This window comes from Micromonospora sp. NPDC007271 (genome assembly GCF_040634005.1).
Taxonomy (GTDB): Bacteria; Actinomycetota; Actinomycetes; order Mycobacteriales; family Micromonosporaceae; genus Micromonospora.
This window is the reverse complement of record NZ_JBEYER010000019.1, coordinates 56,150-82,632: the sequence shown is the minus strand read 5'-3', so window position 1 is coordinate 82,632 and position 26,483 is coordinate 56,150. Positions and strand designations below refer to the sequence as shown.

The window sequence follows — 26,483 nt, the reverse complement described above, 5'->3', positions numbered from 1 at the left end:
GGTGGGCGGACTGCACGGGCTGTCGACGGCGTACCTGCGGCGGCACTTCGACGAGATCGTCTCCTTCGCCGGGGAGCAGGTCGAGCGCTCCATCGACACCTCCGTCCGGCACTACTCCTCCGGCATGAAGGTGCGGCTCGGCTTCGCGGTCATCGCCCACCTGCCGCACCCCATCCTGTTGGTGGACGAGGTGACCGCGGTCGGGGACGCGGAGTTCCGCGCGAAGTGCTATGCGACCATCGAGCGACTTCTCGCGGAAGGGCGCACGCTGGTGCTGGTGTCACACAACGAAAAGGACCTCACCCGGTTCTGTCGTCGAGGGCTCTACCTCGACGCCGGGCGGCTGACCGTCGACGGGACCATCGACGAGGCGCTGCAGGCGTACGCCAGCGCCGCGCCGCGGTGACGCTCGCGATCGTGCTCGCCGCCGGCCCGGCCGCGAGCCTGACCACCGCTGCCGGGGAGCGCCTGGCCGACCGGCTCGTCGGGCAGTGGCGGCGAGCCGGGGCGAGCGACGTGCGAGTGGTCGCCGACCTGACCGAGTTGGCCGCGCTGCTGGCCGGCGCCACCGGCCCGGTGCTGGTCAGCGGGGCCGACCTGGTCGCGCACACCGCCGTACTCCGGCATCTGGCCACCAGCCCGGTGGGGCCGACGGTGGCCCTGGTGCTCACCGACCCGCCGGCACCGGGGCAGGTGCCGGTCCGCGAGGAGCGCGGCCAGGTGGTGGCGGTCGGTGACCCGGCCGGCGCGACCGGGGTGTTCGGCGGCGCGCTGCGGGTCGGCCCAGCCGATCTGCCGGCCCTCGCCGCCGCGGCCGAGGCGGCGGCCAACGCCGCGCCGACCGCCCGGCCGGCCCGGGTGGCGGGGCCGGCGTCCGCGGTGGATCGGCTCTTCGCCGAACTGGCGGCGTGCGGCGCGCTGGCCTTCGCCCACCGGGTACGCCTGCTCGTGGCGCACCGGGTCGGCACCGGCGCCGACCTGGCCGCGGCCGAGGCGGCGGTGGCCGCCGTCGACGAGGACAAGGCCGAGCTGCGGCTGTCGGTGAAGGAGCGGGACGACTTCTTCACCACGTTCTTCGTCAGCACCTGGTCCCCGTACGTGACGAAGGCCGCCGCCCGGCTCCGGCTCAGCCCGACCGCGGTGACCATGATCTCGGTGGCCTTCGCGGTGGCCGCCGCGGTGCTGTTCGGGGTCGGCGGGCGGCCCGCGCTGGTCGCCGGGGCGGTCCTGCTCTACCTCGGCTTCGTGTTGGACTGCGTCGACGGGCAGTTGGCCCGCTACACCCGGCAGTTCAGCGCCTGGGGCGGCTGGCTGGACACGATGGCCGACCGGGCGAAGGAATACCTGGTCTACGCCGGTCTCGGCTACGGCGCCATGCACGCCGGCTTCCGCTACGGCTGGGCCCTCGCGATCGCCGCGATGACGTTGCAGACCGTGCGGCACATGACCGACACCTGGTACGGCGTGCTGCACGACGAGGCGGCCCGACGGCCTCGCCAGGCGACCGGGGAGGCCGGGGGCATCGGCGGCAGGCTGAACGCCGCATCGACCCGGGTGCAGGCGGACACCGGCTCGGTGTCGTACTGGCTGAAGCGGACGGTGGTCTTCCCGATCGGCGAGCGGTGGGCGCTGATGGCGGTGACCGCCGCGCTCTTCGGCCCGCTGGTGGCGCTCTGTGCGGTGCTGGCGTGGGGGACGCTGGCCTTCGCGTACACCGGGGCGCTGCGGACCCTGCGGGCCCGCTGGATGCGGGTGCCGGTGGTGGCCACGGTCGACGCCACGCTGCACCGCGACGACGGTCCGCTTGCCCGGGGGGTGCCGGCGGTCCGCCGGCCCGGGCCGCTGGTGCTGGCGGTGCTCGGCGCGCTCGGTGCGGTGGCCCTGCTGGTCTGGGCGTTGTCCACCGTGCGCGCCGGCGACCGGCTGCCCGGCTGGGGGCTGCTGCTGGGGCTGTTGGTGTTGCTGCTCGGCGGGCTCGGCGCGCGGGCGCCGCACACCGGGGCGCTGGACTGGCTGGTCCCGGCCGCGCTGCGGGCCGGGGAGTACCTCTTCGCCATCGCCGTCGGGGTGGCCGGCCGGGCGCCCGCCTGGCTGATCTTCGGGTACGTCTTCGTGCTCACCCTGCACCACTACGACCTGACCGCGCGGCTGGAGAAGCGGCAGGCGGCCCCGCCGCTGCACTCGTGGACGCTGGGCTGGGACGGGCGGTCGGCACTCCTCGCGCTCGCCACAATCGCCGGATATGTGAGTATCGGTCTGGTTACAATCGGCGCGTACCTTCTCGTGGTTTTTGGCGCGAGCGTGGTCCTCGCCTGGGTGGTCCTGCCGGCCCGCGCTCGACGGGCGCCGGTCCTGGTGGGTGGCGGTGACCGCTCGCCGGGCTGACGGAGGGCCGGCCGGGATGACCCTGATCAGCTTCGTCGTGCCGGCCTTTCAGGTGCAGGGTTACCTGCGGGAGTGCCTCGACTCGATCCTCGGCCAGCCGTACGGCGACCTGGAGGTGATCGGGATCGACGACGCCTCCCCGGACGGCAGCGGCCAGATCCTCGTCGAGTACGCCGACCGTGATCCCCGGGTCCGCCCGGTCCGGCTCGCCGAGAACGTCGGGCTCGGTCCGGCCCGCAACATCGGGCTGGACCGGGCCGTCGGCGAGTACGTCTGGTTCGTCGACGGTGACGACTGGCTGGTCCCCGGTTGCCTGCCGCACGTGGCGGACCGGCTGGTCGCCACCCGGCCGGACGTGCTGATCGTCGACCACGTCCGGGCGTACTGGAACAACGTGGGCACGCGCAGCGCCATGCCCGAGGTGTTCCCGGAACCGCCCGGCGAGGTGACGTTCCGGCTGCGGGACCGGCCGGAGACCATGCGGCTGCTGCACACCGCCTGGAACCGCGTGGTCCGGCGGGAGTTCCTGGTCGAGCGGGAGCTGCGCTTCGAGCCCGGGTGGTACGAGGACGTGTCGTTCAGCTACCCGGTGCTGATGGCCGCCGAGCGGATCGGCGTGCTGGACCGGATCTGCCTGAACTACCGGCAACGCCGGACCGGAGCCATCACCCGTACCCGGGGGGACCGGCACTTCGAGGTGTTCGCCCAGTGGCACCGGGTGTTCCGGATCATGGACCGGTGGGGACCGGAGGTGGCCGCACTCCGTCCCGGGATCTTCGAGCGGATGATCTGGCACTACCTCACCGTGCTCGGCAACGGCGAGCGGATCGCCCCCGAGCTGCGGCCGGCGTTCTTCGCCCGGATGCACGCCGACTACGTCCGCTTCCTGCCGCCCGAGGGCTATCCGGTGCCGTCCGGGCTGGACGGGATGAAGCACCAGTTGGTGGCGGCCGGGCGCTGGCGGACGTTCAGCGCCCTCCGGGCGGCCCACCAGGCCGAGGAGCACGCCCGGCGCTCGGTCCGTCGGGTCCGGCGGCGGGTGCTGCCGGTGGCCCGGCGGGCCGCCCGGGAGGCGCGGGACGCCGTGCTGGGCGAGTACTACCGGGCCGAGCTGCGCCGGCCGCTCGACCCGAGCCTCGCCGTCTACGCCGCGTACTGGTACCGCGGGTACGCCTGCAACCCCGCCGCGATCTACGCCGCCGCCCGCCGGTTGGCACCGCAGGTACGCGGCGTGTGGATCGTCCGGCCGGACCGGGTCGACACCCTCCCGCCCGGCGTCGAGTACGTGGTCGCCGGCACCCGGGACTACTACCGGGTGCTGGCCCGGGCCCGCTGGCTGGTCAACAACGTCAACTTCCCGGACCACGTCCGCAAGCGGGCCGGCTCGGTCCACCTGCAGACCCACCACGGCACGCCCGTCAAGGTGATGGGGCTGGACCAGCAGCGCTACCCGCTCGGCGCGGTCGGGATGGACTTCGCCCGGCTGCTGCGTCGGGCGGACCGCTGGGACTACAGCGTCACCTCGAACAGCTTCTCCACGCAGATGTGGGAGCGGGCGTACCCGGCCACGTTCACCACGCTCGAGGTCGGTTACCCGCGCAACGACCGGCTGGCGCTGGCCACCCCGGCGGAGTGCCGCCAGGCCCGGGCGGAGCTGGGCATCGGCCCGGACGAGACGGTCGTGCTGTACGCGCCGACGCACCGGGAGCACCTGCCCGGCTGGCGGCCGCCGTTCGACCCGGACCGGATGCGTGACGTGCTCGGCCCCTCCGGGCGGGTGCTGATGCGCAGCCACTACTTCCACGACCGGGACCGGCGTCTCCGTGGCCCGTCCGGCGGCGCGGTGCTGGACGTGAGCGACCACGACCGGGTGGAGGACCTGTACCTGGCCGCGGACGTGCTGGTCACCGACTACTCGTCGGCGATGTTCGACTACGCGGTCCTGGACCGGCCGATCGTCGTGTACGCCCCGGACTGGGACGCGTACCGGGTGACCCGGGGCGTCTACTTCGACCTGATCGCGGAGCCGCCCGGCGCGGTGGCGCTCGACTTCCCCGCACTGCTGGACGTTTTCCGGTCGGGCGCGCTCCGGTCCGAGCAGGCCGAGCGGGCGCGGCAGCGGTTCCGGGCCCGGTTCTGCGCGCTCGACGACGGTCACGCCGCCGAGCGGGTGATCCGCCGGGTCTTCCTCGGCGAGCCGGCCTGAGCCGGTCGGTAGGTCCTTAACAGGGCCGTCACGAGTGGAACATGGCACGTTTACCCGATGTGCTAATTCGATGAGATTGGTCACAGTCATCTCCGAGTTTCAGCCGACGAGCTGGGGAGGTGACGGTGACCACCGTCGCGCTCAAGGATGTCACGAAGGTGTTCCAGGACGGGACAGTCGCGGTCGACACCATCAATCTGGACGTCAACGACGGCGAGTTCATGGTGCTGCTCGGCCCGTCCGGCTGCGGCAAGTCCACGGTGCTGCGCATGGTCGCCGGGCTGGAGGACCCGACAACCGGAGCGGTCATGCTCGACGGCGAGGTCGCCAACGACCTGCCCCCGCGGGACCGGCGGATCGCCATGGTCTTCCAGGACTTCGCCCTCTACCCGCACATGACCGTCGGCGAGAACATCGGCTTCCCGCTCCGGCTCGCCGGGGTCCAGCCGGACTCGCGCGGGGAGCGGATCGAGGACGTGGCGAGCGCCCTCGGCATCGGCGACGTGCTCGGCCGCAAGCCCAGCCAGCTCTCCGGTGGCCAGCGGCAGCGGGTGGCGATGGGCCGGGCCATCGTGCGCCGCCCCGGGCTGTTCCTGATGGACGAGCCGCTCTCCAACCTGGACAGCGGCCTCCGCGCCGAACTGCGTGCCGAGATCTCCGGGCTGACCCGCGAGCTGGGCGTCACCACCATCTACGTCACGCACGACCAGGCCGAGGCGCTGACCATGGCCGACCGGGTCGCCATCATGCGCAGGGGCGTGCTCCAGGACGTCGGCACCCCCACCCAGGTGTACGGCCGGCCGGCCACCCTCTACGTCGCCGCGTTCCTCGGCAGCCCCCGGATGAACCTGCTGGAGGCGTCGGTCTACGTCCATCTCGACCGGTACGTGGCGCTCAACCTCGGGGAACAGGCGCTCTACCTGCCCTGGGACGACATCCGCAGCCGGGCTGTGGCGCACTACCACGGTGAGCGGATCGTGGTCGGGATGCGGGCCGAGGCGCTCACCCCGGTCGCGCCCGACGCCCCCGGTCACGTGCTCCGGGGACGGATCCGCTACCTGGAGCACCACGGCCACGAGTCGCTGGCCTTCCTCGACATCGGCGCCACCGCGATCGTGGTCGACGAGATGGGCACCCCGATGGAGCACGACGCGCCCGGCCAGCGCGGGCTGCGCCGCTTCGGCCAGGTCGTGCAGCGGTTCACCGGCCGGGCGGCGGAGTCTCCGGCCACTGCGCCCGTCGGCGGCAACCGGACCAGCGTGCTCCCCGACCCCGGCCGGCACCACCGCCGCCCGGCGGAACTCGCCGTCCGGCTGGCCCCGTACCCGCCGGTCACGGCGGGGCACCCGCTCGCCGTCCAGGTACGCATGGACGCGCTGCACTTCTTCGACGAGCGCGGCGACCGGATCGACGTCGGCTGGCGCTGAACGAGTACGGCCCGGCCGGTGACCTCGTCACCGGCCGGGCCGAATCCCGCGCTCGTCGGTCAGTTGCCGGCGGTCAGGCCCTCCAGGCCCTTCAGCATCTCGGCGAAGTCGGCGGTCTCCGCCGGGGGCGGCGTCTCGACGTTGACCGGCTTGCCGTAGTCGGTGTAGTCGACCGTCAGGTCGCTCATCGTGCCCATGACCATGTGCACCCGGCGCGGCTGGTACTGCTCGTCGACCCAGAGGTCGAGCTTGACCTCCTTGACGCCCTGCTTGGTGAGCTCCTTCTCGACGCCCGCCCGCAGCTTGGCGTCGAGCTGCCCGAGGTAGTTCGTCACCGCGGTGGTGACGGTGTAGTGCACCGTGCGTACCCCGTTCACCGTCTCCTCACCGACGACGGTGACTCCCTCGGTGGCGAGCAACGTCTTGACCTGCTTGGTCGGGTCGATGTCCTCGAACTGCTTGGTGAAGTCCATCCCCGCCTCGGCGCCGGCGGCGGACAGGTCCAGCTTCATCCAGCGCTTTCCGTCGAGGCTCGCGCGGTCCTTCTCGGGAATCTCGATGTAGAAGGCGGCGCCGATCATGCGGACGGTGGTCGGGGTGCCGTCGGGGGTCGCCGTCGTCATCTCGGCCTTGACCGGATCGCGCAGGTCCACGACACCCCGCATCGAGACCTTCTGACCGGCGGTCGTGCCCTCCATCGTCAAGGTCACGGAATCGGTCTTGTTCGTGGTCTCCACCGTCTTCTGCAGCGAACCCTTGAGATCGCTGGCGAGCAGCGCGAGCACGCTCGGCTGCTGAGGTGCGTCCGACGAGCCCGCCTTGGCGCCGCAGGCGGTCAGCGCCAGCGCCGTGAGCGCGGAGACGCTGAGAACAGCGGATTTCTTCCACAGTGACACGTGACAGCTTCTTTCCCCGAAGTACGTCAGGGGCCTTCCCCCGACAGACGGACGACACGCTACCCGAGCGGGTCCAGCTCCCGATGACACTTTTTTGCCGGCCCGTTTCCTGCCTGGCGTGGGCCCTCCGCCGGTGGTTGCCCGCCCGGCCGGCGCCCATGGTGGGCAGCGGGCGGGTCGGCTGCCGCATCCACTCCGGCAGTGACGATCGAGCAGGAGGCCACCGCGCTGCGCCGCAGTTCGTGGTGGTGCTCGACCACACGGTGCTGGAGCGCCCGGCCGAGGCGGGCGCAAGAGCGCCGCTGAGGGCGACGGCTTCCCCAGGCTGCTGGTCCATTGCCCAGATCTGGCCGGTCCGTCAGCTGGACGCCTTGCCGCGTCCCCCGAGTGGGAGACGCAGCCGTCCCGTTCCTGCGGGGATCTTCGCGGCCGGGAGGTCACCGCCCCGGAGGTCGTGGGAGCGGTCCGCACTCTTGAAGAGCGATATGCCTCTGAGGCATGAATATGCCTCACAGGCATATCGGTTTCGAGTGATGTATCGGCGGAGTGACGTGATGCTCCGTAGCGGAGGCGGTGGATCAGAAGCGCGAGCGACCCGCGCGGCGGGCCCCGGCCTGTCCTGTGGGCCGGCCGGCCTTGTCCGGGTGGTTACTGGCGAGTAGCGTGCGGGCATGTCCATCGACTCCCGCGAGGTGGCGGCCGGTCTCCTGGAAGCCGTGCCGTTCGCCCGCACGCTCGATATCGAATTCGTCGAGGTCGCGCCCGAGGCCGAGGGCGGGGTGCGGGCGGTCGTCCGCCTCCCCGACAACCCCGACCACCGCAACCATGTCGGCGGCCCGCACGCCGGGGCCATGTTCACCCTCGGGGAGACCGCCTCCGGGGCGGTGGTGCTCGCCGCGTTCGGGCAGGTGCTCGACCGGGCGGTGCCGCTGGCGGTGGCCGCCACCATCGCGTACCAGAAGATCGCCCTGGGGCCGGTGCTGGCCACCGCCCGGCTGGGGCGCATCCCGGCGGACGTGCTCGCCGAGCTGGACGCCGGGCAGCGCCCGGAGTTCCCGGTCGAGGTGGAGATCGGTACCGAGGACGGCACCACCACCTCGGTGATGACGGTGACCTGGACTCTCCGGCCGAACCGCTGACGCCCGAATCGGGTTTACCCGGCCGATCCGCTGGATAGGGTCGTAACGTGCTGGGTCTACCCGCTCACGTGACCGCCTGTCTCTTCGACCTGGACGGTGTGCTGACGCAGACCGCCAAGGTGCACAACGCCGCCTGGACCGAGACGTTCAACGGGTTCCTCGCCGCCCGCGCGGCGGCCATCGGCGAGCCGTTCCGCCCGTTCGACCCGGGGCCGGACTACAACCGGTACGTGGACGGAAAGCCGCGCGCCGACGGAGTGCGCTCCTTCCTGGCCTCCCGCGGCATCACCCTGCCCGAGGGCACGCCGGACGACCCGCCGGAGGCGGACACGATCAACGGGGTGGGCAACCGCAAGAACGTCGTCCTGCTCAACCGGCTCCGCAGCGACGGGGTCGACGTCTACGAGGGCTCGGTGCGCTACCTGGAGGCGGCGGCCCGCGCCGGGCTCCGCCGGGCGGTCGTCTCGGCCAGCGCCAACTGCCGGGCCGTGGTCGAGGCGGCCGGGCTGGACCGCCTGCTGGAGGCCCGGGTCGACGGGGTGTACGCCCGCGAGTGCGGGCTGCGCGGCAAACCGTACCCGGACACCTTCCTCGCCGGCGCGAAGCTGCTCGAGGTGGCGCCGGGGCAGGCCGCCGTCTTCGAGGACGCCCTCGCCGGGGTGGCCGCGGGAAAGGCCGGCGGCTTCGGGTACGTGGTGGGCGTCGACCGGGTGGGCCAGGCCGACGACCTGCGCTCGCACGGTGCCGACGTGGTGGTGACGGACCTGGCCGAACTGATGACGGAGCCGGTCCGATGATCCGGGAACGGGCGTATCCGGTCGAGCCGTGGCACGTCCGGGAGACCCGGCTCGACCTGGACGTGCTGGCCCAGTCCGAGTCGGTCTTCGCCCTGTCCAACGGCCACGTCGGGCTGCGCGGCAACCTGGACGAGGGGGAGCCGCACGGCCTGCCCGGCACCTACCTCAACTCCTTCTACGAGCTGCGGCCCCTGCCGTACGCCGAGGCCGGCTTCGGCTTCCCCGAGTCCGGCCAGACCATCGTCAACGTCACCAACGGCAAGCTGATCCGCCTGCTCGTCGACGACGAACCGCTCGACGTCCGGTACGGCGAACTCCTCTCCCACGAGCGGATCCTCGACCTGCGGGCCGGCACCCTGCACCGGGAGCTGCACTGGCGCTCGCCGGCCGGGCGGGAGGTCAAGGTCCGCAGCACCCGGGTGGTGTCGTTCACCCAGCGCACCGTGGCCGTGATCAACTACGAGGTCGAGCCGGTCGACGGGCCGCTGCGGCTGATCGTCCAGTCCGAGCTGGTGGCCAACGAGACCCTGCCGCCGCAGAGCCGCGACCCGCGGGTCGCCGCCGTGCTGGAGTCGCCGCTGCAGGCCGAGGAGGAGCTGACCACCGCCGACGGCGGCCTGCTGATCCACCGGACCAAGCTGAGCGGGCTGCGGGTCGCCGCCGCGATGTCGCACGAGGTGCACGGCCCGGAGCGCACCACCATCGAGTCGGAGGGGTACGAGGACTGGGTCCGCACCACGATCGGTGGGGTGCTCAAGCCGGGCCAGTCGTTGCGGGTGATCAAGTACCTGACGTACGGGTGGTCCAGCCGGCGGTCGCTGCCGGCGCTGCGCGACCAGGTCGGCGCGGCCCTCGCCGCGGCCCGGCTGGACGGCTGGGACGGCCTGCGCCGGGCGCAGCGGGAGTATCTGGACGAGTTCTGGGACGCCGCCGACGTGCGGGTGGAGGGCGACCCCGAGGTGCAGCAGGCCGTCCGCTTCGGGCTGTTCCACGTGCTCCAGGCCGGCGCCCGGGCCGAACGCCGGCCGATCCCCGCCAAGGGGCTGACCGGCCCGGGGTACGACGGGCACGCGTTCTGGGACACCGAGATGTTCGTGCTGCCGGTGCTCACCTACACCCAGCCGGGTGCGGTGCGGGACGCGCTGTACTGGCGTCACTCGACCCTGGCGCAGGCGCACGAGCGGGCTCGGACCTTGAATCTGCGGGGTGCCGCCTTCCCGTGGCGCACCATCGAGGGCCCGGAGTCGTCGGCGTACTGGCCGGCCGGCACGGCCGCGTTCCACATCGCCGCCGACATCGCCGACGCGCTGCGGCGGTACATGCTCGCCACCGAGGACGACACGCTGGAGCGGGAGATCGGCCTGGAACTGCTGGTGGAGACCGCCCGGCTCTGGCGCTCACTGGGCCACCACGACCGCGACGGCCAGTTCCACATCGACGGGGTGACCGGCCCCGACGAGTACACCGCGGTCAAGAACGACAACATCTACACCAACCTGATGGCACAGCGGAACCTGCTGACCGCCGCCGACTGCGCGATGCGCCTCCGGGACCAGGCGCTCGACCTCGGGGTGACCGAGGAGGAGGCCGCCGCCTGGCGGGACGCCGCCCGCTCCATGCACATCCCGTACGACGACGACCTCGGCGTACACCAGCAGGTGGACGGGTTCACCCGGTTCCAGGAGTGGGACTTCGAGCACACCCCGCCGGAGAAGTACCCGCTGCTGCTGCACTACCCGTACTTCGACCTCTATCGGAAGCAGGTCGTCAAGCAGGCCGACCTGGTGCTCGCGATGCACTGGCGGGGCGACGCGTTCACCGGCCCGCAGAAGATGCGCAACTTCCTCTACTACGAGCGGCGGACCGTCCGGGACTCCTCGCTCTCCGCCTGCACCCAGGCGGTGATGGCGGCCGAGGTGGGCCACCCCGAGCTGGCGCACCGCTACCTGCGCGAGGCCGCGCTGATGGACCTGCACGACCTGAACGAGAACACCCGCGACGGCGTGCACATGGCCTCACTGGCCGGTGCCTGGATCGCCCTGGTCGCCGGCTTCGGCGGCCTGCGCGACCACGAGGGCATTCTCTCCTTCTCGCCACGGCTGTCCAGCGGGCTGAGCCGCCTGGAGTTCTCGCTCCAGTGGCGCTCGATGCGGCTGCGGGTCGACGTCCGGCCGCACCAGACGACGTACTCGTTGCGGCACGACGGGCCGGACACCGTGCTGGAACTGCGCCACCACGGCGAGCCGGTCCGGATCACCTGCGAGCAGCCGGTCACCGTGCCGGTGCCGCCGGCCGACCCGTCCGGCCCGCCGCCGGAGCAGCCGCCGGGCCGGGCGCCCCTCATGCACCTGCCGGAGAGCTCCGGCTGACCCGTCGCCGGCCCGGGTGGCCGGGATGAGCCGGCCCGGCCCGATCCAGGGCCGGGCCGGCTGGTGCGTACGTCAGAACTGGCGGCCGTTGGACGGCCGGCCCTCAGCGTCCCGGGGCGCCATCGCCCGCGGGTCGTCGGCGGTCCGCGCCTGCGCCGCCTCGTCCGCCCAGTCCCGGGAGCGCTCGGCGTCCCGTTCGCGCCGTTCCTGCTGGGCGGTCTGCTGACGGGACCTCTTCTGCTGGGCCATGACGATCCTCGCGATCCGTCGGGGCGCGGCTGCGCCGGTCCGTGGGTCATCCCGCGCCTTCCCCAACGGCCCGGCGGCAAACGGCGGCCCGGCGGCTGACGAAGGCTCAGCCGTCGAGGTGCCGGGCGAAGGCCAGCCGGAGCTGGTTCTTCGGCCGGGAACCGACGATCGAACCGACCACCCGTCCGTCCCGGAACACCAGCAGGGTCGGCAGCGACATCACCTGGTACGCCCGGGTGGTCTCGGGGTTCTCGTCGGAGTTCAGGGTGACGAAGCGGAGTGCGTCGCCGAACTCCTCGGCCAGCTCGGTCAGGTGCCGGGAGATCGCCCGGCAGGGCGGGCACCACTCCGCCCAGAAGTCGACCACCACCGGCCGCTCGCCGGCCAGCACCATGGCGGCGAACGTCGCGTCGGTGACCGCGGTCACTCGGGTCGCTGTCGTGTCCTGAGGCATGTTTCCTCCCGGTGGGCGATCGCGCGGGCGAGCTGGTCGTGCAGCTGTCGACGTACCGCGCCGAGCCGGTCGAGGTAGTCGTCCACCTCGGCGAGCTTGCGCCGCAGCACGGCGACCGAGTCGGGGCAGACGTCGCCGGAGCTGTTGCCGGCACGCAGGCAGGCCACGAACGGCCGGATGTCGTCGAGGTCGAAGCCCACCGCCAGCAGCGCCCGGATCTCGTGTACGACGCGCAGCTCCGCCTCGTCGTAGCACCGGTAGCCGTTGGCGGCGCGGCGCGGTCGCACCAGGCCCCGAGCTTCGTAGTAGCGCAACGTCCGGGTGCTCGTACCGGCCCGTTCCGCCAGCTCACCGATCCGCATCCCGACCTCCCTCGTCGGCCACGCTAAACCTTGCCGCCGACGTCAAGGCAACCGTCGCCGCCCGGAGTGGGTGGGGGGTGAGGCGGGGGCGGGTGGGGGTATGTGGGGGCATGGAGACGCGCGAGGTGACGATTCCCGTGGTCGGCGGGCTGCCCGCCGACGTGATCACGCCGCCGGGCGCGACCGGTGTGGTGCTCTTCGCGCACGGCAGCGGAAGCTCACGGCACAGTCCGCGCAACGTGGCCGTCGCGCACCAGCTGAACGATCGGTCGCTGGCGACCGTGCTGGTCGACCTGCTCACCCCCGACGAGGACGTGCTGGACGCGCGGACCGCCGAGCTGCGTTTCAACATCGGGATGCTCGCCGAGCGGCTGGCCGCCATCGTCGACTGGATGGGGAAGGAGCCGGCGCTCGGCCGGCTGCCGGTCGGCCTCTTCGGGGCCAGCACCGGTGCGGCGGCGGCTCTGGTGGCGGCGGCCGCCAGGCCGGACCGGGTGGCGGCGGTGGTCTCCCGCGGCGGCCGGCCGGACCTGGCCGGCCACGCCCTGTCGGCGGTGCGCGCCCCCACGTTGCTGCTGGTGGGGGGCCTCGACGAGGAGGTGATCGTGCTCAATGAGCAGGCGCGGGCCGAGCTGGGCGAGGTGGCCGAGCTGCGGATCGTCCCGGGCGCCACGCACCTCTTCGAGGAGCCCGGCACCCTCGACGAGGTGGCCGACCAGGCCGGCGGCTGGTTCACCACCCACCTACGCACCCCCCACCCGGCCTGATCCTCGTGTCGATCATGGCGTCGTTTGCGCCCGCCGCGCCCGGGAAGGCGGAGGCGTGAGGAAGGGAGAACCGGCATGAGCGACTTCGCGAAGAAGGCCGAGCAGTTCGCCGAACAGCATCCCAAGCAGGCCGACCAGGGTGTCCAGAAGGCCGGCCAGGAGGTTGACCAGCGCACCGGCGACCGGCACGACAAGGAGGTCCAGAAGGGCGTCCAGGAGGCGCAGCAGCGTATCGACCAGGGCAACCGCAACCGCTGAGCGGCCGCGCTCCCGGGTCGTCCTCGGTGGACGACCCGGGAGCGGCGTGTTCGGGGTTCTCCCGGCCTGGATCACCCTGGCGGACCGGTCAGCAGCCCGGGTAGCGGACCCCGTTGACGTTTACCCGCAGGCTGAACAGTGAGCTGGAGGCTCAGCCGCTCGATCCGCACCCGTCGATCGCCTGATCCGGCGGCTACACGCCGTGCAGCAGGGCGGGCAGCTCGTCCAGGGTGGCGAGCTCCCGGCCGTCCCAGTCGGGGGCGGTGTCGTTGTGCTCGGTTGTCCGGATCACCGTCATGCCGACCGCAGCGGCCCCGGCCAGCTCCCCGTCCGCGCCGTCGCCGACGAAGACGCAGTCGGTGGGGCGGACGCCCAGCCGCTCGGCCGCCGCCCGGTAGATCGCCGGGTCGGGCTTGGCCACGCCGACCTCACAGGAGAAGACCGCGACGTCGAAGCGGCGGGCCAGCGCGCTGGAACGCCACGCCTCGGCGGCCTCGGCGGTGGCGTTGCTGACCAGGCCGAGCGGGTGACCGTCGGCGCGCAGCGCGTCGAGCACCGCGAGGGTCTCCGGTGCGACGCTGTCCAGCAGCCGGGCGGCCAGCTCCCGGCGGTGGGCGGCCGCGCGGGCCACCTGTTCCTCGGTCGGTGCCCCGCCGAGCTGCCCGGCGAGGACACGTACCGTCTCCGCCACGTCCCACCGCAGCATCCGGTCCCGCCAGGTCTCGTGGTACGCGGCGACCAGCGCGGCAGGCTCCACCCCCACCATCAGGGCCATCTCGCCGACCACGCGGTCCCGTTCGGAGTTCGCCCCGTCGACGAGCGTGTGAAAGAGGTCGAAGATCACCGGTCGCGGCACGGCCACATGCTATCGGTGGCCTCCGGCGACCGTGGTGAGTTGCGCGCCGCCGGCACGGCGAAGGGCCGGCCCCCCGCTCGGGGAGACCGGCCCTCGGGCCGCTCGGTCAGGAGCTGTAACCGCGGCTGGCGATCCAGTTGGCCAGGTCGGCCACGTTCATCCAGTACTCCGGCTCGCCCGGGCTGGCCGGGTCGGCGATCAGCACGGTGTCGCCGTCGTTCTTGTACTCCACCACGGTCAGGTAGTGACCGGTGTAGCTGTGCGCGACCCCGTCCACGTCCACCGCGGTACCGATGATGTTGGCGACCACCGGGCGGCCCTGGTCGACCGCGGTCCTGATGTCGGTCCGCAGCTGCTCGACCTGGTCCTTGGTGGCGGCGTTGTCACGGATCTCGGTGGTCTTGTACTTGCCACCGGTGTACTCGTTGAGCACCCGGGTGATGTCGATGGCGGAGTCCGTGCCGTTCACCGTGGTGCCCAGCTTGGTGGCCAGCTCGTCCTGGCTGACCTGCTTGCCCTCCGCCGACAGGGCGATCCGGGTCGAGGCCGGGCCGCAGTAGAAGTAGTTCGGCTGGGCCTGGTACTCGTAGCCGGTGCCGCGCTCGCCCTTGTCGCCGGGCTTCGCCGTGGCCGGCTTGGCGGCCGCCGGGGCGGCGTGCGCGGCCACGGCGGGTCCGGCGACGACGCCACCGGACATGATGAGACCGGCGACGGACAGCATGCTCCTACGGAAGATCTGGTTCATGTCGAAGCTCCATTCGGGGGTTTGACGTCTCCGGGGGAGACGCAGCACCGGGAGTGGCGCTCGTCGTTCAGTGCGGCCGTACCGGAAGTGCAACCAGCGGTGGTCCGCCCCGATTCCGCCCTCCCCGTGGCCCAGCTCACCCCCGAACCAGACACACCCCCCCACCCCACCCAAACCAGGGCCAAGCTGCCCCGCCGCCCCCGGCGATCTTGCAGTTTCGGCCGGCGGGTTGCCCGGAATGAGCGATATGTCCGGGCACGAACTGCAAGATCGCGGGGGAGGGGGCCGGGAGGGCTGGGTGGGGTGGGTGGGTGTTAGTAGGCCTGGACGGGCGCTCGGCCCCGGGCCATCGGCGCGATCTCGCGGGTGATGTCGGCGGGCCGGCCGGCGGGCGGCAGCTCCCGGGTGGCCTCCGCCGCGGTGAAGTCCACGATGGACAGGGGTGACTGCGGCTCGGGCGCGGGGCAGGTCGCCGCGTACGCCTCGTCGCGCAGGCTGCGCGCGGCGGTGGCGGCCAGCTCGGCGGCCTGCCAGGCGGCCTGCTCCCGCTCCCGGGCGGCCTGGTACCGGGCGCGCAGGTTGTCCCGCACGAGCCGGCGCAGCAGCAGCTCCTGCTCCACCGGGTGCCGGCGCGGATCCCAGCCCCGGTGCGCGAGGATGTCGTCGAGCTGCCGTGCCGTGATCTCGTTGCGCCGCTGGGTGTCCAGCGCGGCCCGGTGCAGCCAGCGCTCCCGGTCCGCGTACTCGGCCGGCGTCCGGGCGGTACGCGGCAGGGGCAGCGCGGCGGCGGCGGCCAGCCGGCGGACGTGCTCCTCCGCCGCCTCGTACGCCTGCCACGCCTCCTCGACCTCCTCCTGCGCGGCCAGCCACTCGGCCCGCCGCCGCTCGGCGGTGGCCGTCGCGCGGCTCGCGGCCACCCCGATCTCCTGTGCGTACCGGGCCCGCTCGCGGGCCTCCTCGGCCAGTTCCAGGCTGCTCGGCATGGCCGCCTCGCTGATCCGGTCGCCGACCACCGACCGGAACCGGTCCGGGCGGACGATCAGGGCGGCGACGACGATCGCCGCCACGGCGAGCAGGGCCAGCCAGATCCCGGCGGCCTGGGGTACATCGGGCAGGACGGTGGAGAAGACGGTCTGCATCACCAGCACCTCGTGGTGGAACGGTCGGAACGCACGGTCTGGACGGGCGGCGGATCGCCGTAGGCGCGGGGGCGCGACGGCGCCGCGGGGCCGTAGCCGGATAGGACGGCGATGGGGTGCGGAGGCCGCGCGGGCGGCCGGCGCTCAGCCGCGCGGCGGGCCGCGCCGGGCGATCGACTCCCGGCCGGGATCGGCGGACGGCAGGACGGCGCCCGCCGGCGGCGGCGCGACGCCCACCTCGCCGGCTTCGGGCGCACCGCCACGCCAGGGCGAGCCCGAGGGGCGCGGCTGCCCGACCGTGGCCGGCCCGTTGTCCGGCCCGGTCAGCCGGACCGCAGCGGCCGACGCGCCGGCCGCCGCGCTGGTGCTCAGGAGGATCGGCACGGTGCCGGCACCCGGGGCCGTGCCCAGCGGCCCGTCGACCGGCGCCGGGATGGCCGGCGCCTCGGTCACCGGGCCGGCCGCCTCGGACGGCCGGAGGGCGCCGGCGGAGGCGGGCGCGACGGCCAGCCCGTTGAGCCCGACGACGAGCACCAGGGCGGCCACCGCCACCCGGGCCAGCTCGCGAAGGGTGCGCAGCGTCGCTGCCCAGAGGGGCGGGGCGAACGTTACGGGCAGCACCTTTTCAACCTATCGGGCAGATCCGCCCGTTGCAGCTCGATCGGCGTGTCGAGGGACGTGACCCGGCCCACCCTGCGCTGTGGACAGACCACTACCGACACGACGGCCCACCCGGTGCCCCGAGCCACCGGGTGGGCCGTCGACCGGTCACTCGAACCGCAACCCGTCCGGACGGGTGAGCCGCCAGAGCACCGGCAGGCTCGCCACGGTCACCAGCAGCACCACCGCGGCACCGAGCCCGACACCGAGCCCGACCACCGGCCAGCTCACCACCACCGGTGCGCCCACCATCTTGAGCAGGGCCGCCCCCAGCGCCACCCCGATGCCGGTGGCGAGCACCAGCCCGGCCAGCACCGGCACGCCGGTCTGACCCAGCACCGACCAGCCGAGCGTGCTCCGGGGCGTGCCGACGGCGACCAGCGCGGCGAGCAGCCGGCGGCGTTCCCGGAGCTGCTCCAGGACGCCGACCAGCATGCTCACCCCGATCAGCAGCAGGGTGACCACCGCGCCGGCGAGCAGCCCGCGCCGGACGTTCGCGAACTGCGAACTCTCCCGCACCCCGAACAGCTCGTTCACCGGGGCGAGCAGGTCCATCCCGGCGATCTCGGCGCGGACGCGTTCCACCGCGTCCGGGTCCTCGGGATCCAGGCTGAGCAACGCGCCGGCCGAGACCTGGGACCGCGGCCGTGACGGCATCGCTCCGGGGGTGACCAACAGTCCGCTGTGCCGCGCCCCCGTCGGGTCGTTGCGTACCGGCACGGTCCGGGCGTTCGCCGGCACCCGCCAGGTCACGGTGCCGTCGCCGATGTCCAGCCGGGCGCCGGGACCGATGCCGGCGATGGGATCGTCCCGCCAGCTCAGGAAGACGTCGCCGTCGGTGCAGGACCCGAGGTCGGCGTACTCGGCCAGCGTCGGGCAGTCACCGATCAGGACCTCGGCGAGCGGGTCCCGCGACCTGTCCTCACCGGCGGGGTCGGTGCGGGGGCTCGCCGTCAGGTGCAGGGTGCCGACGCTGCGCCGCACCCCGGGGATGGCCGCGACCTGCGCCAGGGCCTTCTCCGGCTCCGGCAGGTTGTTCAGCCGAACGACAACCTGGGCCCGGCTCGGGTCCTCGCTGGTGGTGTGCCGGAACTCGTCCTGCACGCCGGCCACCAGCATCTGCAGCCCGATGGTGCCGGCCACCGCGACCGCCACGCCGCTGACCAGTCGGGCCGAGGCGGCGCTGTCGAGCTGGAGCCGCCGGACCGCGAGCTGCCAGGGCGGCGGGCCGCCGCGCAGCCGGCGTACCAGCACGTCGACCAGCCAGGGCAGCAGGGCGACCGTGCCGACGAGCAGCAGCACCGCGCCGGCCGCGACCTGGGCGTCGGTCGTGGCGGACCGGGCCGCCCGGACGTCGGTGAACGGCTGGAGCAGCGCGAGCCCGGCGGCGGGCAGCAGCAACCGCCACCAGAGCCGCCGCCGCGCCGGGGTGGCCCGGCGGCTGACGCCCAGCGGCGTGACGAGCACACCGCGCAGGGCCAGCAGCGCCATCCCGGCGGCGAGCAGCGGCACGGCCAGCGCCACCAGCGCCACCAGCCACGGCACCGGGCGCAGGTCGCCCGGAAACACGCTGATGTCGTACAGCGAGACCAGCGGCGCGAGTTGCCGACCGGCGAGGAAGAGCCCCCCGCCGACGGCCAGCCCGAACAGGGCGGCGGTGCCGGCCTCCGCGGCGGCGATCCGGCGGACCATGCCGGCGTCGGCCCCGAGCAGCCGGAGCGCGGCGAGCCGGCGGTCGCGCTGCTCGCCGCCGAAGCGGACGGCCGCCCCGAGGAACACCACGATCGGCAGCAGCAGCACCACGAAGACCACCACGACGAGCAGCCACAGCACCGGGCTGAACTCCTCGCCCGCGCCGACGTCGCCGAGGCGGTTCAGGCGCATCACGTCGTCGGGCGGCATGGCGTCGCGGCCCAGGTAGAAGGCCAGCTCGTGGGGACCGGACAGGCCCTCGGAACCGATCGTGCCGGTGACCCGGGCCCCGCCGAGGCGGGGGGCGAGCAGCGGTCCGTCCGGTGAGTCGAGCAGCGCGCGCAGCGCCGGTGAGACGACCGCCTCGCCGTCGCGGGGGAACGCGGCCAATCCGGGTGGCATCGGGGCGTCCGGGCCCTCCGGGTGGACGATCCGCCCGCGCACGAAGCGGCCCCGGAAGACGGTGTCGACCGGGACGACCAGCAGCGTGTCCGCCGCCGCCGGCAGCTCCGGCCGGTAGCCCAGGTCGAATCGGGCTGTGGTCCGGTCGTTACGGGCGTCGATCGCGCCGGGCACCGCCGCCGCGAGCAGCAGCATCGCGACGCCGACGCCCACGCCGAGGGCGGTCAGCACGGTCCGCGTCCAGCCCTCCCGCCCGCCGGTGCAGGCCATCCGGGCCCCCATCAGCAGGTCGCCCAGGCCGGCCCGCAGCCGGCCGCCGGGCCGCGGCGTCTCCGGTGCGGTCACGCCACCTGCTCCAGGCTCCGGGCCCGGCCGTCGCGGACCACCACCTCCCGATCGGAGTACGCCGCCACCCGCGGCTCGTGCGTCACCAGCAGGACGGCCGCCCCGGCCTCCCGGGCCGACTCGGCGAGCAGGCGCATCACCCGCTCGCCGTTCAGCGAGTCCAGGGCGCCGGTCGGCTCGTCGGCGAACACCACCTTGGGTCCGGTGACCAGTGCGCGGGCCACCGCGACCCGCTGGCCCTGGCCGCCGGAGATCTCGCCCGGGCGCTTGCCGGCCACGTCGGTCACCTCCAGCCGGTCCAGCCACTCGGTGGCCCGCCGTTCCGCCTGCCGGCGGGGAACGCGCTCCAGCCGCAGCGGCAGCGCGACGTTCTCCAAACAGGTCAGCTCCGGTACGAGCTGCCCGAACTGGAAGACGAAGCCGAACTCCCGGCGGCGCAAGGCGCTGCGGGCGGTGTCGGAGAGGCTGGTCAACTCGACGCCCCGGTAGTGCACCCGCCCCTGGTCGGGGCGAAGGATGCCGGCCAGGCAGTGCAGCAGCGTGGACTTGCCCGACCCGGACGGACCCATCAGCGCCACCACCTCACCGGCGCGTACGGACACCGAGGCGCCGGCGAGGGCCGAGGTCGGGCCGAAGGACTTGTGCAGGTCCGCTCCGATCAGCAGGGCTTCGCCGGTCATCCGCGGACCTGCCGCGCGAGCTCGTCGAGGCGGGCGGCGGTCAGCTCCAGCCAGCGCAGGTCCGCCTCCAGGTGGAAGAGGGCGTGGTCGCAGATGAGCTGGTCGGCGAGGTCGCCGTGGGCCTTGCGCCGGGTCAGCTCGCGCATCAGCCGCAGGTGCTCGGCCCGTTGGGTGTCGAGCAGGTCGGCGGCAGGACGGCCGGTGAGCAGCGCGAGCACCACCTTGGTGTAGAGGACGCTCTGCAGGTAGGGCTCGGGTTTCTCCGGCTGGGACAGCCAGCGCTGGACGTCGGTCACCCCCGCCTCGGTGATCGCGTACCGCTTGCGCTCGGGCCCCTCGCCGGGCTCGACCGAGTCCACTTCGACCAGCCCGTTGCGGAGCAGCCGGGAGAGGGTGGAGTAGACCTGGCCGAAGTGCAGCGGCCGGGTCTGCCCGAAGCGTTCGTCGTACGCCCGCTTGAGGTCGTACCCGTGGCGGGGGCTGGATTCCAGCAGCCCGAGGAAGGTGTGTCCGATCGACATGGCGAGACTATACACAGCAGGTATACGCATTAGGTATACCCGGGTGCGCGAACGCGGACGGCGCGGCGCCCCTCCGGTGGGGTCGCCGCGCCGTCCGTCAGCGTGCGATCAGTCGGTGCCGAGCACCGGCGGCGGCGCCGACCGGCCGTCGCCCCAGACCATCTCGTCCTCGGTCAGCCAGGTGAGCCGCTCCGCCGACTCGTCCTCGTCGTGCTGGCCGCGCCCGCCCAGCACGCCGTTGCGCCCGGCCATCGCGGAACGCGCGTTCGCGCCGCGACCGCTGTTGGACCGGCTCTCCGACTCCACCGCGGCGCCACGCCCGGAGGCGAGCCGCCCGGTGCCGGCCGCCGAACGGTTGTCCAGGCCGGTCATCCCGCCCGCCCGGCCGGAGGCCGCCGTGCCCGCACCGGCCAGCGACCCGGTGCCCACCACGCCCGGCATCCCGTAGGGGCCCCCGCCGCCGGTCGGCACGGTCGAGGTGCCGGCGCTGGTGAGGCCGGTGGGCGCCAGGCCGGTGGGCGTGATCGGGCCGGCCCCGGCGAGCGAGGTGCCGGCAGGGTCGACAACGCCGCCGGAACCGATGCTGCCGGCGCTGCCCGCACCCAGGGTGCCGGGCGCGCCGCCGCCCCCGGTGCCCCCGCCCGGGGCCGTGTGGTGGACGCCGGAGGTGGTCGCGGTCGCCCCGGCGGTGTGCCCGAACGTGCCGGAGGTCGGGCCGGCCGAGGGCGTACCCACCGACGGGCCGTTGCCCAGCGTCGGGTTGGCCGACTCGGTGTGGCCCGGCAGCCGGGGGTCGGGTGGCTCGGGGACGACGACCCGCCCGTACGCGGAGAGGTCGTAACCCTCGGCCAGGTTGGCGACGACCTGCACCATCCGCTGGTGCGCCTTCTCCTGCTCGGCCTTGTCCTGCTGGTGGCCGACCACGCCGCCGATCACCGCACCTACCGCCCCGCCCATCATGAAGCCCTTGCCGGCGCCGGACAGCATCTTGTCGTTGTCGTCGGTCTCCTCCGGGCTCTCCGCGTTCGCCTGTGCGGTGCGCAGCTCGGTGGCCATCATGTCGAGCGCCTGCCGGATGCCGGCCATGCCGTGGGCGAGGTTGCCGGAGTACTCGACGACCAGGTTCACCCGCTGGTGGAACTCCCGGGCGGCGTCGCCGGTCCAGGTCTTGGCCAGCGCGTCCAGATCGCCGGTCAGGTCCCGGCCGAGGCCCTCGAGGGTGTCCTTCAGCGAGCTCCACTGGGCGCTGAGGGCGTCGACCTGCTTCGGGTCACCTGCGGTGACGCCCTGGTAGAGCTCCTTGTGGCTGACCGGCTCGTAGCGTCGGGTGTACTCAGACACGCGGATCATCTCCCTTCGCCGGCTTCATCACCTTGGTCAGCCCGGAGAGCGCGGCGATGATGTCGGCCGCGGCGGCCTCGTTGCGTGCCTCGGCGGTCCGGTAGTTGGTCATGATCTTGTGGGTCGCCTCCCTGGTGGCCACGATCGCCCGGCGCAGCCGCTCGGCGTGCTCGACGTAGCTGGTGTACGTCTGGGAGTAGCGACGGGAGTTCTCGGTCGCGTCGGTGAAGGCGCCCAGCGCCGGTGGCCGGCACTGCATCTCGGTGTTGAGCTTCCTCAACACCGACTCGGCCTCGCTCAACCGGCGCTCGAGCCGCTGGTGAAAGTCCTCCAAGGACAGTACGTCCACTGTCGTGCGCCCGGTCATGACTGCATCCCCGTAGTCATCGTCGAGAATCGGTGGCCACGCTCAGGTTAGTCGACCTGAGCCAGACCGGGCGACCCGCGACCGCCCGGCTCCACATCGGACGTCGCACGGTCGCTCAGCCGCCCTGGGTCGACGCCGCCCCCGCGCCGCCCGGCGCGGTCGTCGAGCCGGCGGTGCCCGGATCGAACTGGACCATCGCATCCCGCCGTTCCAGGGTCGGTCCGGTCGGCACCAGCGACAGCAACGAGGCCGGCACCGCGAGTGGCGTGACGCCGCCGTAGCCCAGCGCGGCCTTCGCATCCCCCGAGGCGGTGCCGAGCGGGTAGCGGACCCCCTGCGCGGTGATCAGGTAGACCGTGGCGCCGGCCGCCGCCTTGCCGCTCTCCCCCGCCGTCGCCTGCACCAGCACGCCCTTGCCGCCCGGCAGCAGCACACTCTCGGCGGTACGCACGGCGTCCCGGGCGGTCTGCCGGGCGGCCACCCCGGACGCGGTCAGCTCGGTCGGCGGCTGGTCGAAGACCTCCAGCGTGGTGACCGGTGGCTGCCCCGGCGCCCCGGCCCGGTACGTGGCGCAGAGCACCGTCCGCCCTGTGCGTACCTCGTGCAGGGTGGGCAACTCGTCCGGCAGACCCTCCGGCTCCAGCCGCCGCTCGACGTAGAGCTGACCGGCCTGGTCCGGCGTGATGTCGGTGACCTGGCCGCCGCCGCCGAGCAGCAGCAGCGCGGTCATCTCCTTGATCGGTGCCAGCCCCTGCAGGGTCAGCACGTAGTACTTGCCGGCGGCCCGGTAGACCTGCCCGACCCTCGCGGGGCGATCAGCCACCGCGCTGGAGGAGCCGGTGCCGTCGATGGTCGGCTTGCGCAGCTCCGGTCCGACCGGCACCGCGTTGAGCAGTTGCTGCCCCACCGTGAGCGGCGTCGCGCCGGCCATCTTCAACGCCACCAGCGCCTGCTCGTCGCCGACCACCCGCAGCCGGGCACCGCCGGTGAGCAGGTACCGCGCGTCGTTCGTCCGGACCAGCACCGCCCGGTCCCTGAGCGGAGTGCCCCCGGGCAGCGGCCGGTTGATCACCAGCCGGGTGGTGGAGCGCCGCGGGTCGGCCGCGTCGGGCACGTCGCAGATCGACCAGGGCAGGCCGACCAGCGCCTTGCGGTCCGGCAGGTCGTCCGGGGCGCCGACGATCCCCACCGCCCGCCCACGGGGACGGTCCTTGATGGACGCCTGCGACATGGTACGGACGGTCGGCTCGGCCTCGTTGAGGATCAGCCTCGCGGAGGCGTAGTTGAGCGTCGGGTGCAGCACCCCTTGGTTGAAGACGTAGGTGGCGCCGGTCTCCCGCTCGATCACCAGCGTGTTCTCCTTTAGCGGCGCGGAGTTGCCGGTGAGCTGCCCGTACGCGCCGGCACCGCCGAGCACGACGGCGGCGGCGATCAGGCTGCCGAACACCGCCAGGCCGAGCCGGCGCATCGGCAGGTCGTTGGTCTCCGGATCGCCGGAGAGCAGCGCGGAGACGATGCGGCGGGTGACGAAGCGGTACGCCTGCACCTGATCGCGGCGGGTCCGCATGAGTAACCTCCGGGCCGGGGTGGGTCCGCGACGATCAGGTCCGAACTTCGCCGCGGGCTTCCCTACGATAAGGGGCCGTCGACGGTTCACCGGGACCCCGCCCGTCCCCCGGGGACCCACCGATCCGGCGGATGCCCAGGATGCCCAGAAGGGACGCTCACCGATGACCCAGGTCCAGGCGCCACCCGGTCGTACGGCCGCCGCCCCCGCCGTCCCGGACGACCGGCCGGTCACCCCGGCCGACCGGCGTCGGCGCGGTCGGCTCGGCCCGGTCGTCGTCGGTCAGCTCGTGGTGCTGGAGTGCGCCGCGCTGGCCGTCTGGCTCGCCAGCGCCGGTCCGGCCTGGCTGCTCGCCGTCGTCGCCGGGGTGGCCGTGGCGGCGGTCGCCGCCGCCTTCGCCCGTCGGGGCGGCCGATGGTGGTACGAGGACCTGCTGCTCCGCCGCCGGCTGCGGCGCCGCCGGGAACGGGCCCGGGGTGCGGTGTCGGCGGGTGATCCGCGGCTGGGCGCGCTCGCCCCGGAGCTGACCGTCGTCGAGCTGACCGAGCGGGGCACCCGGCTCGGCATCGGCCAGGACGACCGGGGCTGGTTCGCCGCCGTCGCGCTGACCGGCCGCCCCGGCGCGCCGGCCGGCTCGGTCGAGGCGGCGCTGGTGGACCGCGCCCTCGCGGTGCTCGCCGAGTTCAGCGGGCCGGTCACCCAGACCCAGGTCGTCTCGCACACCCTGGTCTGGTACCCGGCGCCGGGCGCGCCGCCCGCCGCCCACCGTACGGTCTGGGTGGCGCTGCGGCTCTCGGTCTCCGACGCCCGCGCCGAGACGGTGAGCCGGGGCGGCGGCCTGCGCGGCGTGCACCGCACCGTGGCCGCCGGGATCGGCCGGCTCGGCAAGGCGTTGAACGCCGCCGGCCTCGGCCACCGTGTCCTCGGCCGCGACGAGCTGCACGCGGCGGTGGTCTCCGGGGCCGGGCTCGACCTCGCGCCCCAGTCGCCGGTGGAGAGCTGGACCAGCCTGCGTGGCGGCGGCTGGACCCAGCGCTGCCTGGCGCTGCGGGTCCGCCCCAACGGGTCACTGAGCGCGCTGGTGGACGCGGTCACGGCGACCTCGGCGCCGTCGCACACGGTCGCGGCGGTGGTGCTGCCCGGCGGGCGCCGGGTGCCGCCGCTGCTGCGGGTGGCGGCGATGGACGGCCACGCCGAGGCACTGGTGAAGGCGGTCCGGGACGTGGCCGGCCGGGCCGGCGTGCCGGCCCGGCCGCTGGACGGGCAGCACGCTCCGGGCGTCTACGCCACCGCGCCGGTGGCGACCGCGATGGGCACGGTCACGGTCGAAGGTTGACGATCCAGCCGTAGAGCCCGCAGACCCAGAAGGCCAGCGGCACCAGGGCGACGATCAGCAGGATCTCGACGATGTCGAGGGTCCGCCCCCAGACCGGCGAGATCCGCTTGCCGGCCACGGTGAGGCCGTAGATCAGGCTGATCACCGCCGCCAGCAGCAGGCCGCCGAGGACCAGCCCGAGCCGGAGCGGCAGCTCCGCGGCGCCGAAGGTGGCCGCGGCGGCCAGCCCCAGACCGACCGTGCCGGCGAGGAGCACCGGGGTGCGCTGGGCGCGGCCGATGAACGGCCGGGCCCGCAGCAGCGACAGCAGGGCCAGGACCAGGCAGAGCAGCACCGCCGGCAGCCGGCCGTTGTCGGCGAGCACCACCTGGCCGCCGAGCACCAGCAGCGCGACCGTCCACAGCAGACCGGTGAGGAACGCGTCGGCCCGCTCGCTGTTGCGCAGCACCTGCGGGCCGTCGACCGACTCGGAGTCGGTCTTCAGGTCGTCCGGCCCGGTCGGGATCGACGGCACCGGCAGCCGGGCCAGCCGGTAGGCGAGCATCGGCAGCGCCGGCAGGGCGCCGAACGCGATGGTGGCCACCACCGCCGCGGCGGCTGCCGCGCCCATGCCGTCGAAGGCCAGGCAGAGCACCGCGCCGAAGCCGACGGCCGCGCCCACCGCGACCGCCCCGAGGAACAGCGGCAGCCGGTCGCCGACGGCCAGCGCGGCGACCGCGCCGAAGAGCACGACCGCGGTCGCGGCCAGCAGCACGTGCGGGCTGGCCAGGTCGGCCGGTTTCCGGTCCCCGGCCAGGACCAGCAGGCCGCCGATCGCCGCGTAGCCGAGGCCGGCCATGGCCAGCACCGCGCCGGTCCGGCTGTCGCCGGCCGCCCGGGACAGCACCGCGGCGCTCACCACCAGGGCGACCGCCACGACCAGCGCGGCCAGCGCGCCGGGCAGCTGCGGCGGGCCGGCGAAGAGCGCCATGGCCGCGCCGGCCGCCAGGGCCACCCCGGCGAAGAGCACCGCGAACGCACGGGTGGTGCCGACCTGCCAGGTGCCCGGGCGCTGGCTGGTCGCGGTGGCGACGGCGTCCACCACGTCGTCGAAGACGATCTCCGGGGCGGCGGCGGCCCGGGGGTTGAAGTAGAGCACCTCGCCGTCGCGCACGCCGAGCTGAGCGGGGGTACGCCCACCGTCCAGCGGCTGCCCGCCGAGCCGGGACAGGCTCCAGCCGCCGTGCCGCACACCCTCGTCGGCGAGGTCCTCGCCGGCGTACCGCAGCAGCGTGGGCAGCAGATCGGCCAGCGGAACGTCCGATGGCAGCGCCAGATCCATCCTGGTCCGCGGCGCCACGATGGTGATCCGGCTCAGCCCGCCGGTCGCCGCCTTCGTCGCCACTGGGGGCCTCCTCGTGCTCGCCTACGATTCACCTCGGCCGGTGGCGTCGCCCCGGTATGGGACCACGACGCCTCGGGCAGATTACCTACGATGGTGGTCGCATAGGATGCCCACCCGGCGGCTCCGGTCGGTCGCGAAG

24 protein-coding genes and 1 pseudogene are annotated in these 26,483 nt (G+C 73.8%); 10 read left to right on the top strand and 15 right to left on the bottom strand.

The window, feature by feature from the left end:
* From ABZ570_RS09955 to ABZ570_RS09940, 4 genes and pseudogenes are all read left to right on the top strand, one after another.
* A pseudogene (locus ABZ570_RS09955) lies at positions 1–406 on the top strand (ABC transporter ATP-binding protein); the annotation flags it as partial.
* Positions 407–444: 38 nt separating this feature from the next.
* Positions 445–2,385: a DUF5941 domain-containing protein gene (locus tag ABZ570_RS09950; RefSeq protein WP_358059727.1), complete on the top strand. Its 1,941-nt coding sequence runs from the start codon at positions 445–447 to the stop codon at positions 2,383–2,385.
* A gap of 16 nt (positions 2,386–2,401) precedes the next feature.
* Complete coding sequence (locus tag ABZ570_RS09945; protein ID WP_358059718.1) at positions 2,402–4,591, top strand: bifunctional glycosyltransferase family 2 protein/CDP-glycerol:glycerophosphate glycerophosphotransferase; 2,190 nt, start codon at positions 2,402–2,404, stop codon at positions 4,589–4,591.
* A 125-nt stretch (positions 4,592–4,716) separates the two neighbouring features.
* On the top strand, positions 4,717–6,018 hold the full coding sequence (locus ABZ570_RS09940) for an ABC transporter ATP-binding protein (RefSeq protein WP_358059715.1): 1,302 nt from the start codon (positions 4,717–4,719) through the stop codon (positions 6,016–6,018).
* Positions 6,019–6,077: 59 nt separating this feature from the next.
* Here the strand turns inward: ABZ570_RS09940 and ABZ570_RS09935 are convergent, their stop codons facing one another.
* Positions 6,078–6,914: an LppX_LprAFG lipoprotein gene (locus tag ABZ570_RS09935; protein WP_358059712.1), complete on the bottom strand. Its 837-nt coding sequence runs from the start codon at positions 6,912–6,914 to the stop codon at positions 6,078–6,080.
* A gap of 671 nt (positions 6,915–7,585) precedes the next feature.
* Here ABZ570_RS09935 and ABZ570_RS09930 point away from each other — a divergent pair.
* Genes ABZ570_RS09930 through ABZ570_RS09920 form a run of 3 tightly spaced genes read left to right on the top strand, consistent with a single transcriptional unit; the run spans position 7,586 to position 11,219 of the window.
* Positions 7,586–8,053, top strand: coding sequence for a DUF4442 domain-containing protein (locus tag ABZ570_RS09930; RefSeq protein ID WP_358059710.1), 468 nt, complete (start codon positions 7,586–7,588; stop codon positions 8,051–8,053).
* Positions 8,054–8,100: 47 nt separating this feature from the next.
* A complete protein-coding gene (locus ABZ570_RS09925; RefSeq protein WP_358059707.1) occupies positions 8,101–8,850 on the top strand; it encodes a beta-phosphoglucomutase family hydrolase in 750 nt (249 codons plus the stop codon).
* Entirely contained in the window at positions 8,847–11,219 is a 2,373-nt protein-coding gene (locus tag ABZ570_RS09920) for a glycoside hydrolase family 65 protein (protein WP_358059704.1), read from the top strand. The genes ABZ570_RS09925 and ABZ570_RS09920 overlap by 4 nt, the downstream gene beginning before the upstream one ends.
* A gap of 72 nt (positions 11,220–11,291) precedes the next feature.
* Here ABZ570_RS09920 and ABZ570_RS09915 read toward each other — a convergent pair whose 3' ends face one another.
* The 3 genes from ABZ570_RS09915 to ABZ570_RS09905 form a co-directional block, all read right to left on the bottom strand.
* Positions 11,292–11,468, bottom strand: a complete 177-nt coding sequence (locus tag ABZ570_RS09915) for a hypothetical protein (protein ID WP_358059701.1) — start codon at positions 11,466–11,468, stop codon at positions 11,292–11,294.
* 106 nt (positions 11,469–11,574) lie between these two features.
* Positions 11,575–11,922: a thioredoxin gene (gene trxA, locus ABZ570_RS09910; protein WP_358059698.1), complete on the bottom strand. Its 348-nt coding sequence runs from the start codon at positions 11,920–11,922 to the stop codon at positions 11,575–11,577.
* A complete protein-coding gene (locus ABZ570_RS09905; protein WP_358059695.1) occupies positions 11,892–12,284 on the bottom strand; it encodes a MerR family transcriptional regulator in 393 nt (130 codons plus the stop codon). Before ABZ570_RS09905 ends, trxA begins: the two co-directional genes overlap by 31 nt.
* Positions 12,285–12,394: 110 nt before the next feature.
* Here ABZ570_RS09905 and ABZ570_RS09900 point away from each other — a divergent pair, with 110 nt between their 5' ends.
* Together ABZ570_RS09900 and ABZ570_RS09895 are read left to right on the top strand one after the other, a co-directional pair.
* The gene (locus ABZ570_RS09900) at positions 12,395–13,051 is read left to right on the top strand and encodes an alpha/beta fold hydrolase (protein ID WP_358059692.1); all 657 of its coding nucleotides are present in this window, start codon (positions 12,395–12,397) and stop codon (positions 13,049–13,051) included.
* 75 nt (positions 13,052–13,126) lie between these two features.
* Entirely contained in the window at positions 13,127–13,309 is a 183-nt protein-coding gene (locus ABZ570_RS09895; protein WP_358059689.1) for an antitoxin, read from the top strand.
* Between the two features lie 193 nt (positions 13,310–13,502).
* Here the strand turns inward: ABZ570_RS09895 and ABZ570_RS09890 are convergent, their stop codons facing one another.
* The 10 genes from ABZ570_RS09890 to eccB all read right to left on the bottom strand — a co-directional run bounded on the left by ABZ570_RS09890 (position 13,503) and on the right by eccB (position 23,624).
* Positions 13,503–14,165, bottom strand: a complete 663-nt coding sequence (locus tag ABZ570_RS09890) for an HAD family hydrolase (RefSeq protein ID WP_358059686.1) — start codon at positions 14,163–14,165, stop codon at positions 13,503–13,505.
* 106 nt (positions 14,166–14,271) lie between these two features.
* Positions 14,272–14,910 carry a C39 family peptidase gene (locus ABZ570_RS09885; RefSeq protein ID WP_358059683.1) on the bottom strand — a complete coding sequence of 213 codons (639 nt, stop codon included), beginning with the start codon at positions 14,908–14,910 and terminating at the stop codon, positions 14,272–14,274.
* Positions 14,911–15,224: 314 nt separating this feature from the next.
* Positions 15,225–16,049: a hypothetical protein gene (locus ABZ570_RS09880; protein ID WP_358059680.1), complete on the bottom strand. Its 825-nt coding sequence runs from the start codon at positions 16,047–16,049 to the stop codon at positions 15,225–15,227.
* 144 nt (positions 16,050–16,193) lie between these two features.
* Positions 16,194–16,670 (bottom strand): hypothetical protein, encoded by a 477-nt coding sequence (locus tag ABZ570_RS09875; protein ID WP_358059677.1) that lies wholly within the window; start codon positions 16,668–16,670, stop codon positions 16,194–16,196.
* A 147-nt stretch (positions 16,671–16,817) separates the two neighbouring features.
* Positions 16,818–19,148, bottom strand: a complete 2,331-nt coding sequence (locus ABZ570_RS09870; RefSeq protein ID WP_358059674.1) for an FtsX-like permease family protein — start codon at positions 19,146–19,148, stop codon at positions 16,818–16,820.
* The gene (locus tag ABZ570_RS09865) at positions 19,145–19,828 is read right to left on the bottom strand and encodes an ABC transporter ATP-binding protein (protein ID WP_358059671.1); all 684 of its coding nucleotides are present in this window, start codon (positions 19,826–19,828) and stop codon (positions 19,145–19,147) included. The genes ABZ570_RS09870 and ABZ570_RS09865 overlap by 4 nt, the downstream gene beginning before the upstream one ends.
* Positions 19,825–20,349: a PadR family transcriptional regulator gene (locus tag ABZ570_RS09860; protein ID WP_358059668.1), complete on the bottom strand. Its 525-nt coding sequence runs from the start codon at positions 20,347–20,349 to the stop codon at positions 19,825–19,827. The genes ABZ570_RS09865 and ABZ570_RS09860 overlap by 4 nt, the downstream gene beginning before the upstream one ends.
* A 108-nt stretch (positions 20,350–20,457) precedes the next feature.
* Positions 20,458–21,699 (bottom strand): WXG100 family type VII secretion target, encoded by a 1,242-nt coding sequence (locus tag ABZ570_RS09855; RefSeq protein ID WP_358059666.1) that lies wholly within the window; start codon positions 21,697–21,699, stop codon positions 20,458–20,460.
* Positions 21,683–22,057, bottom strand: a complete 375-nt coding sequence (locus ABZ570_RS09850; protein ID WP_358059663.1) for a hypothetical protein — start codon at positions 22,055–22,057, stop codon at positions 21,683–21,685. The genes ABZ570_RS09855 and ABZ570_RS09850 overlap by 17 nt, the downstream gene beginning before the upstream one ends.
* Before the next feature lie 115 nt (positions 22,058–22,172).
* On the bottom strand, positions 22,173–23,624 hold the full coding sequence (gene eccB / locus ABZ570_RS09845; protein WP_358059660.1) for a type VII secretion protein EccB: 1,452 nt from the start codon (positions 23,622–23,624) through the stop codon (positions 22,173–22,175).
* Positions 23,625–23,787: 163 nt separating this feature from the next.
* Between eccB and ABZ570_RS09840 the strand changes: the two genes are divergently transcribed.
* Entirely contained in the window at positions 23,788–24,960 is a 1,173-nt protein-coding gene (locus ABZ570_RS09840) for a type VII secretion protein EccE (RefSeq protein ID WP_358059657.1), read from the top strand.
* Here the strand turns inward: ABZ570_RS09840 and eccD are convergent.
* Entirely contained in the window at positions 24,944–26,344 is a 1,401-nt protein-coding gene (eccD, locus tag ABZ570_RS09835; RefSeq protein WP_358059654.1) for a type VII secretion integral membrane protein EccD, read from the bottom strand. The genes ABZ570_RS09840 and eccD overlap by 17 nt on opposite strands.
* Between the last annotated feature and the right edge of the window lie 139 nt (positions 26,345–26,483).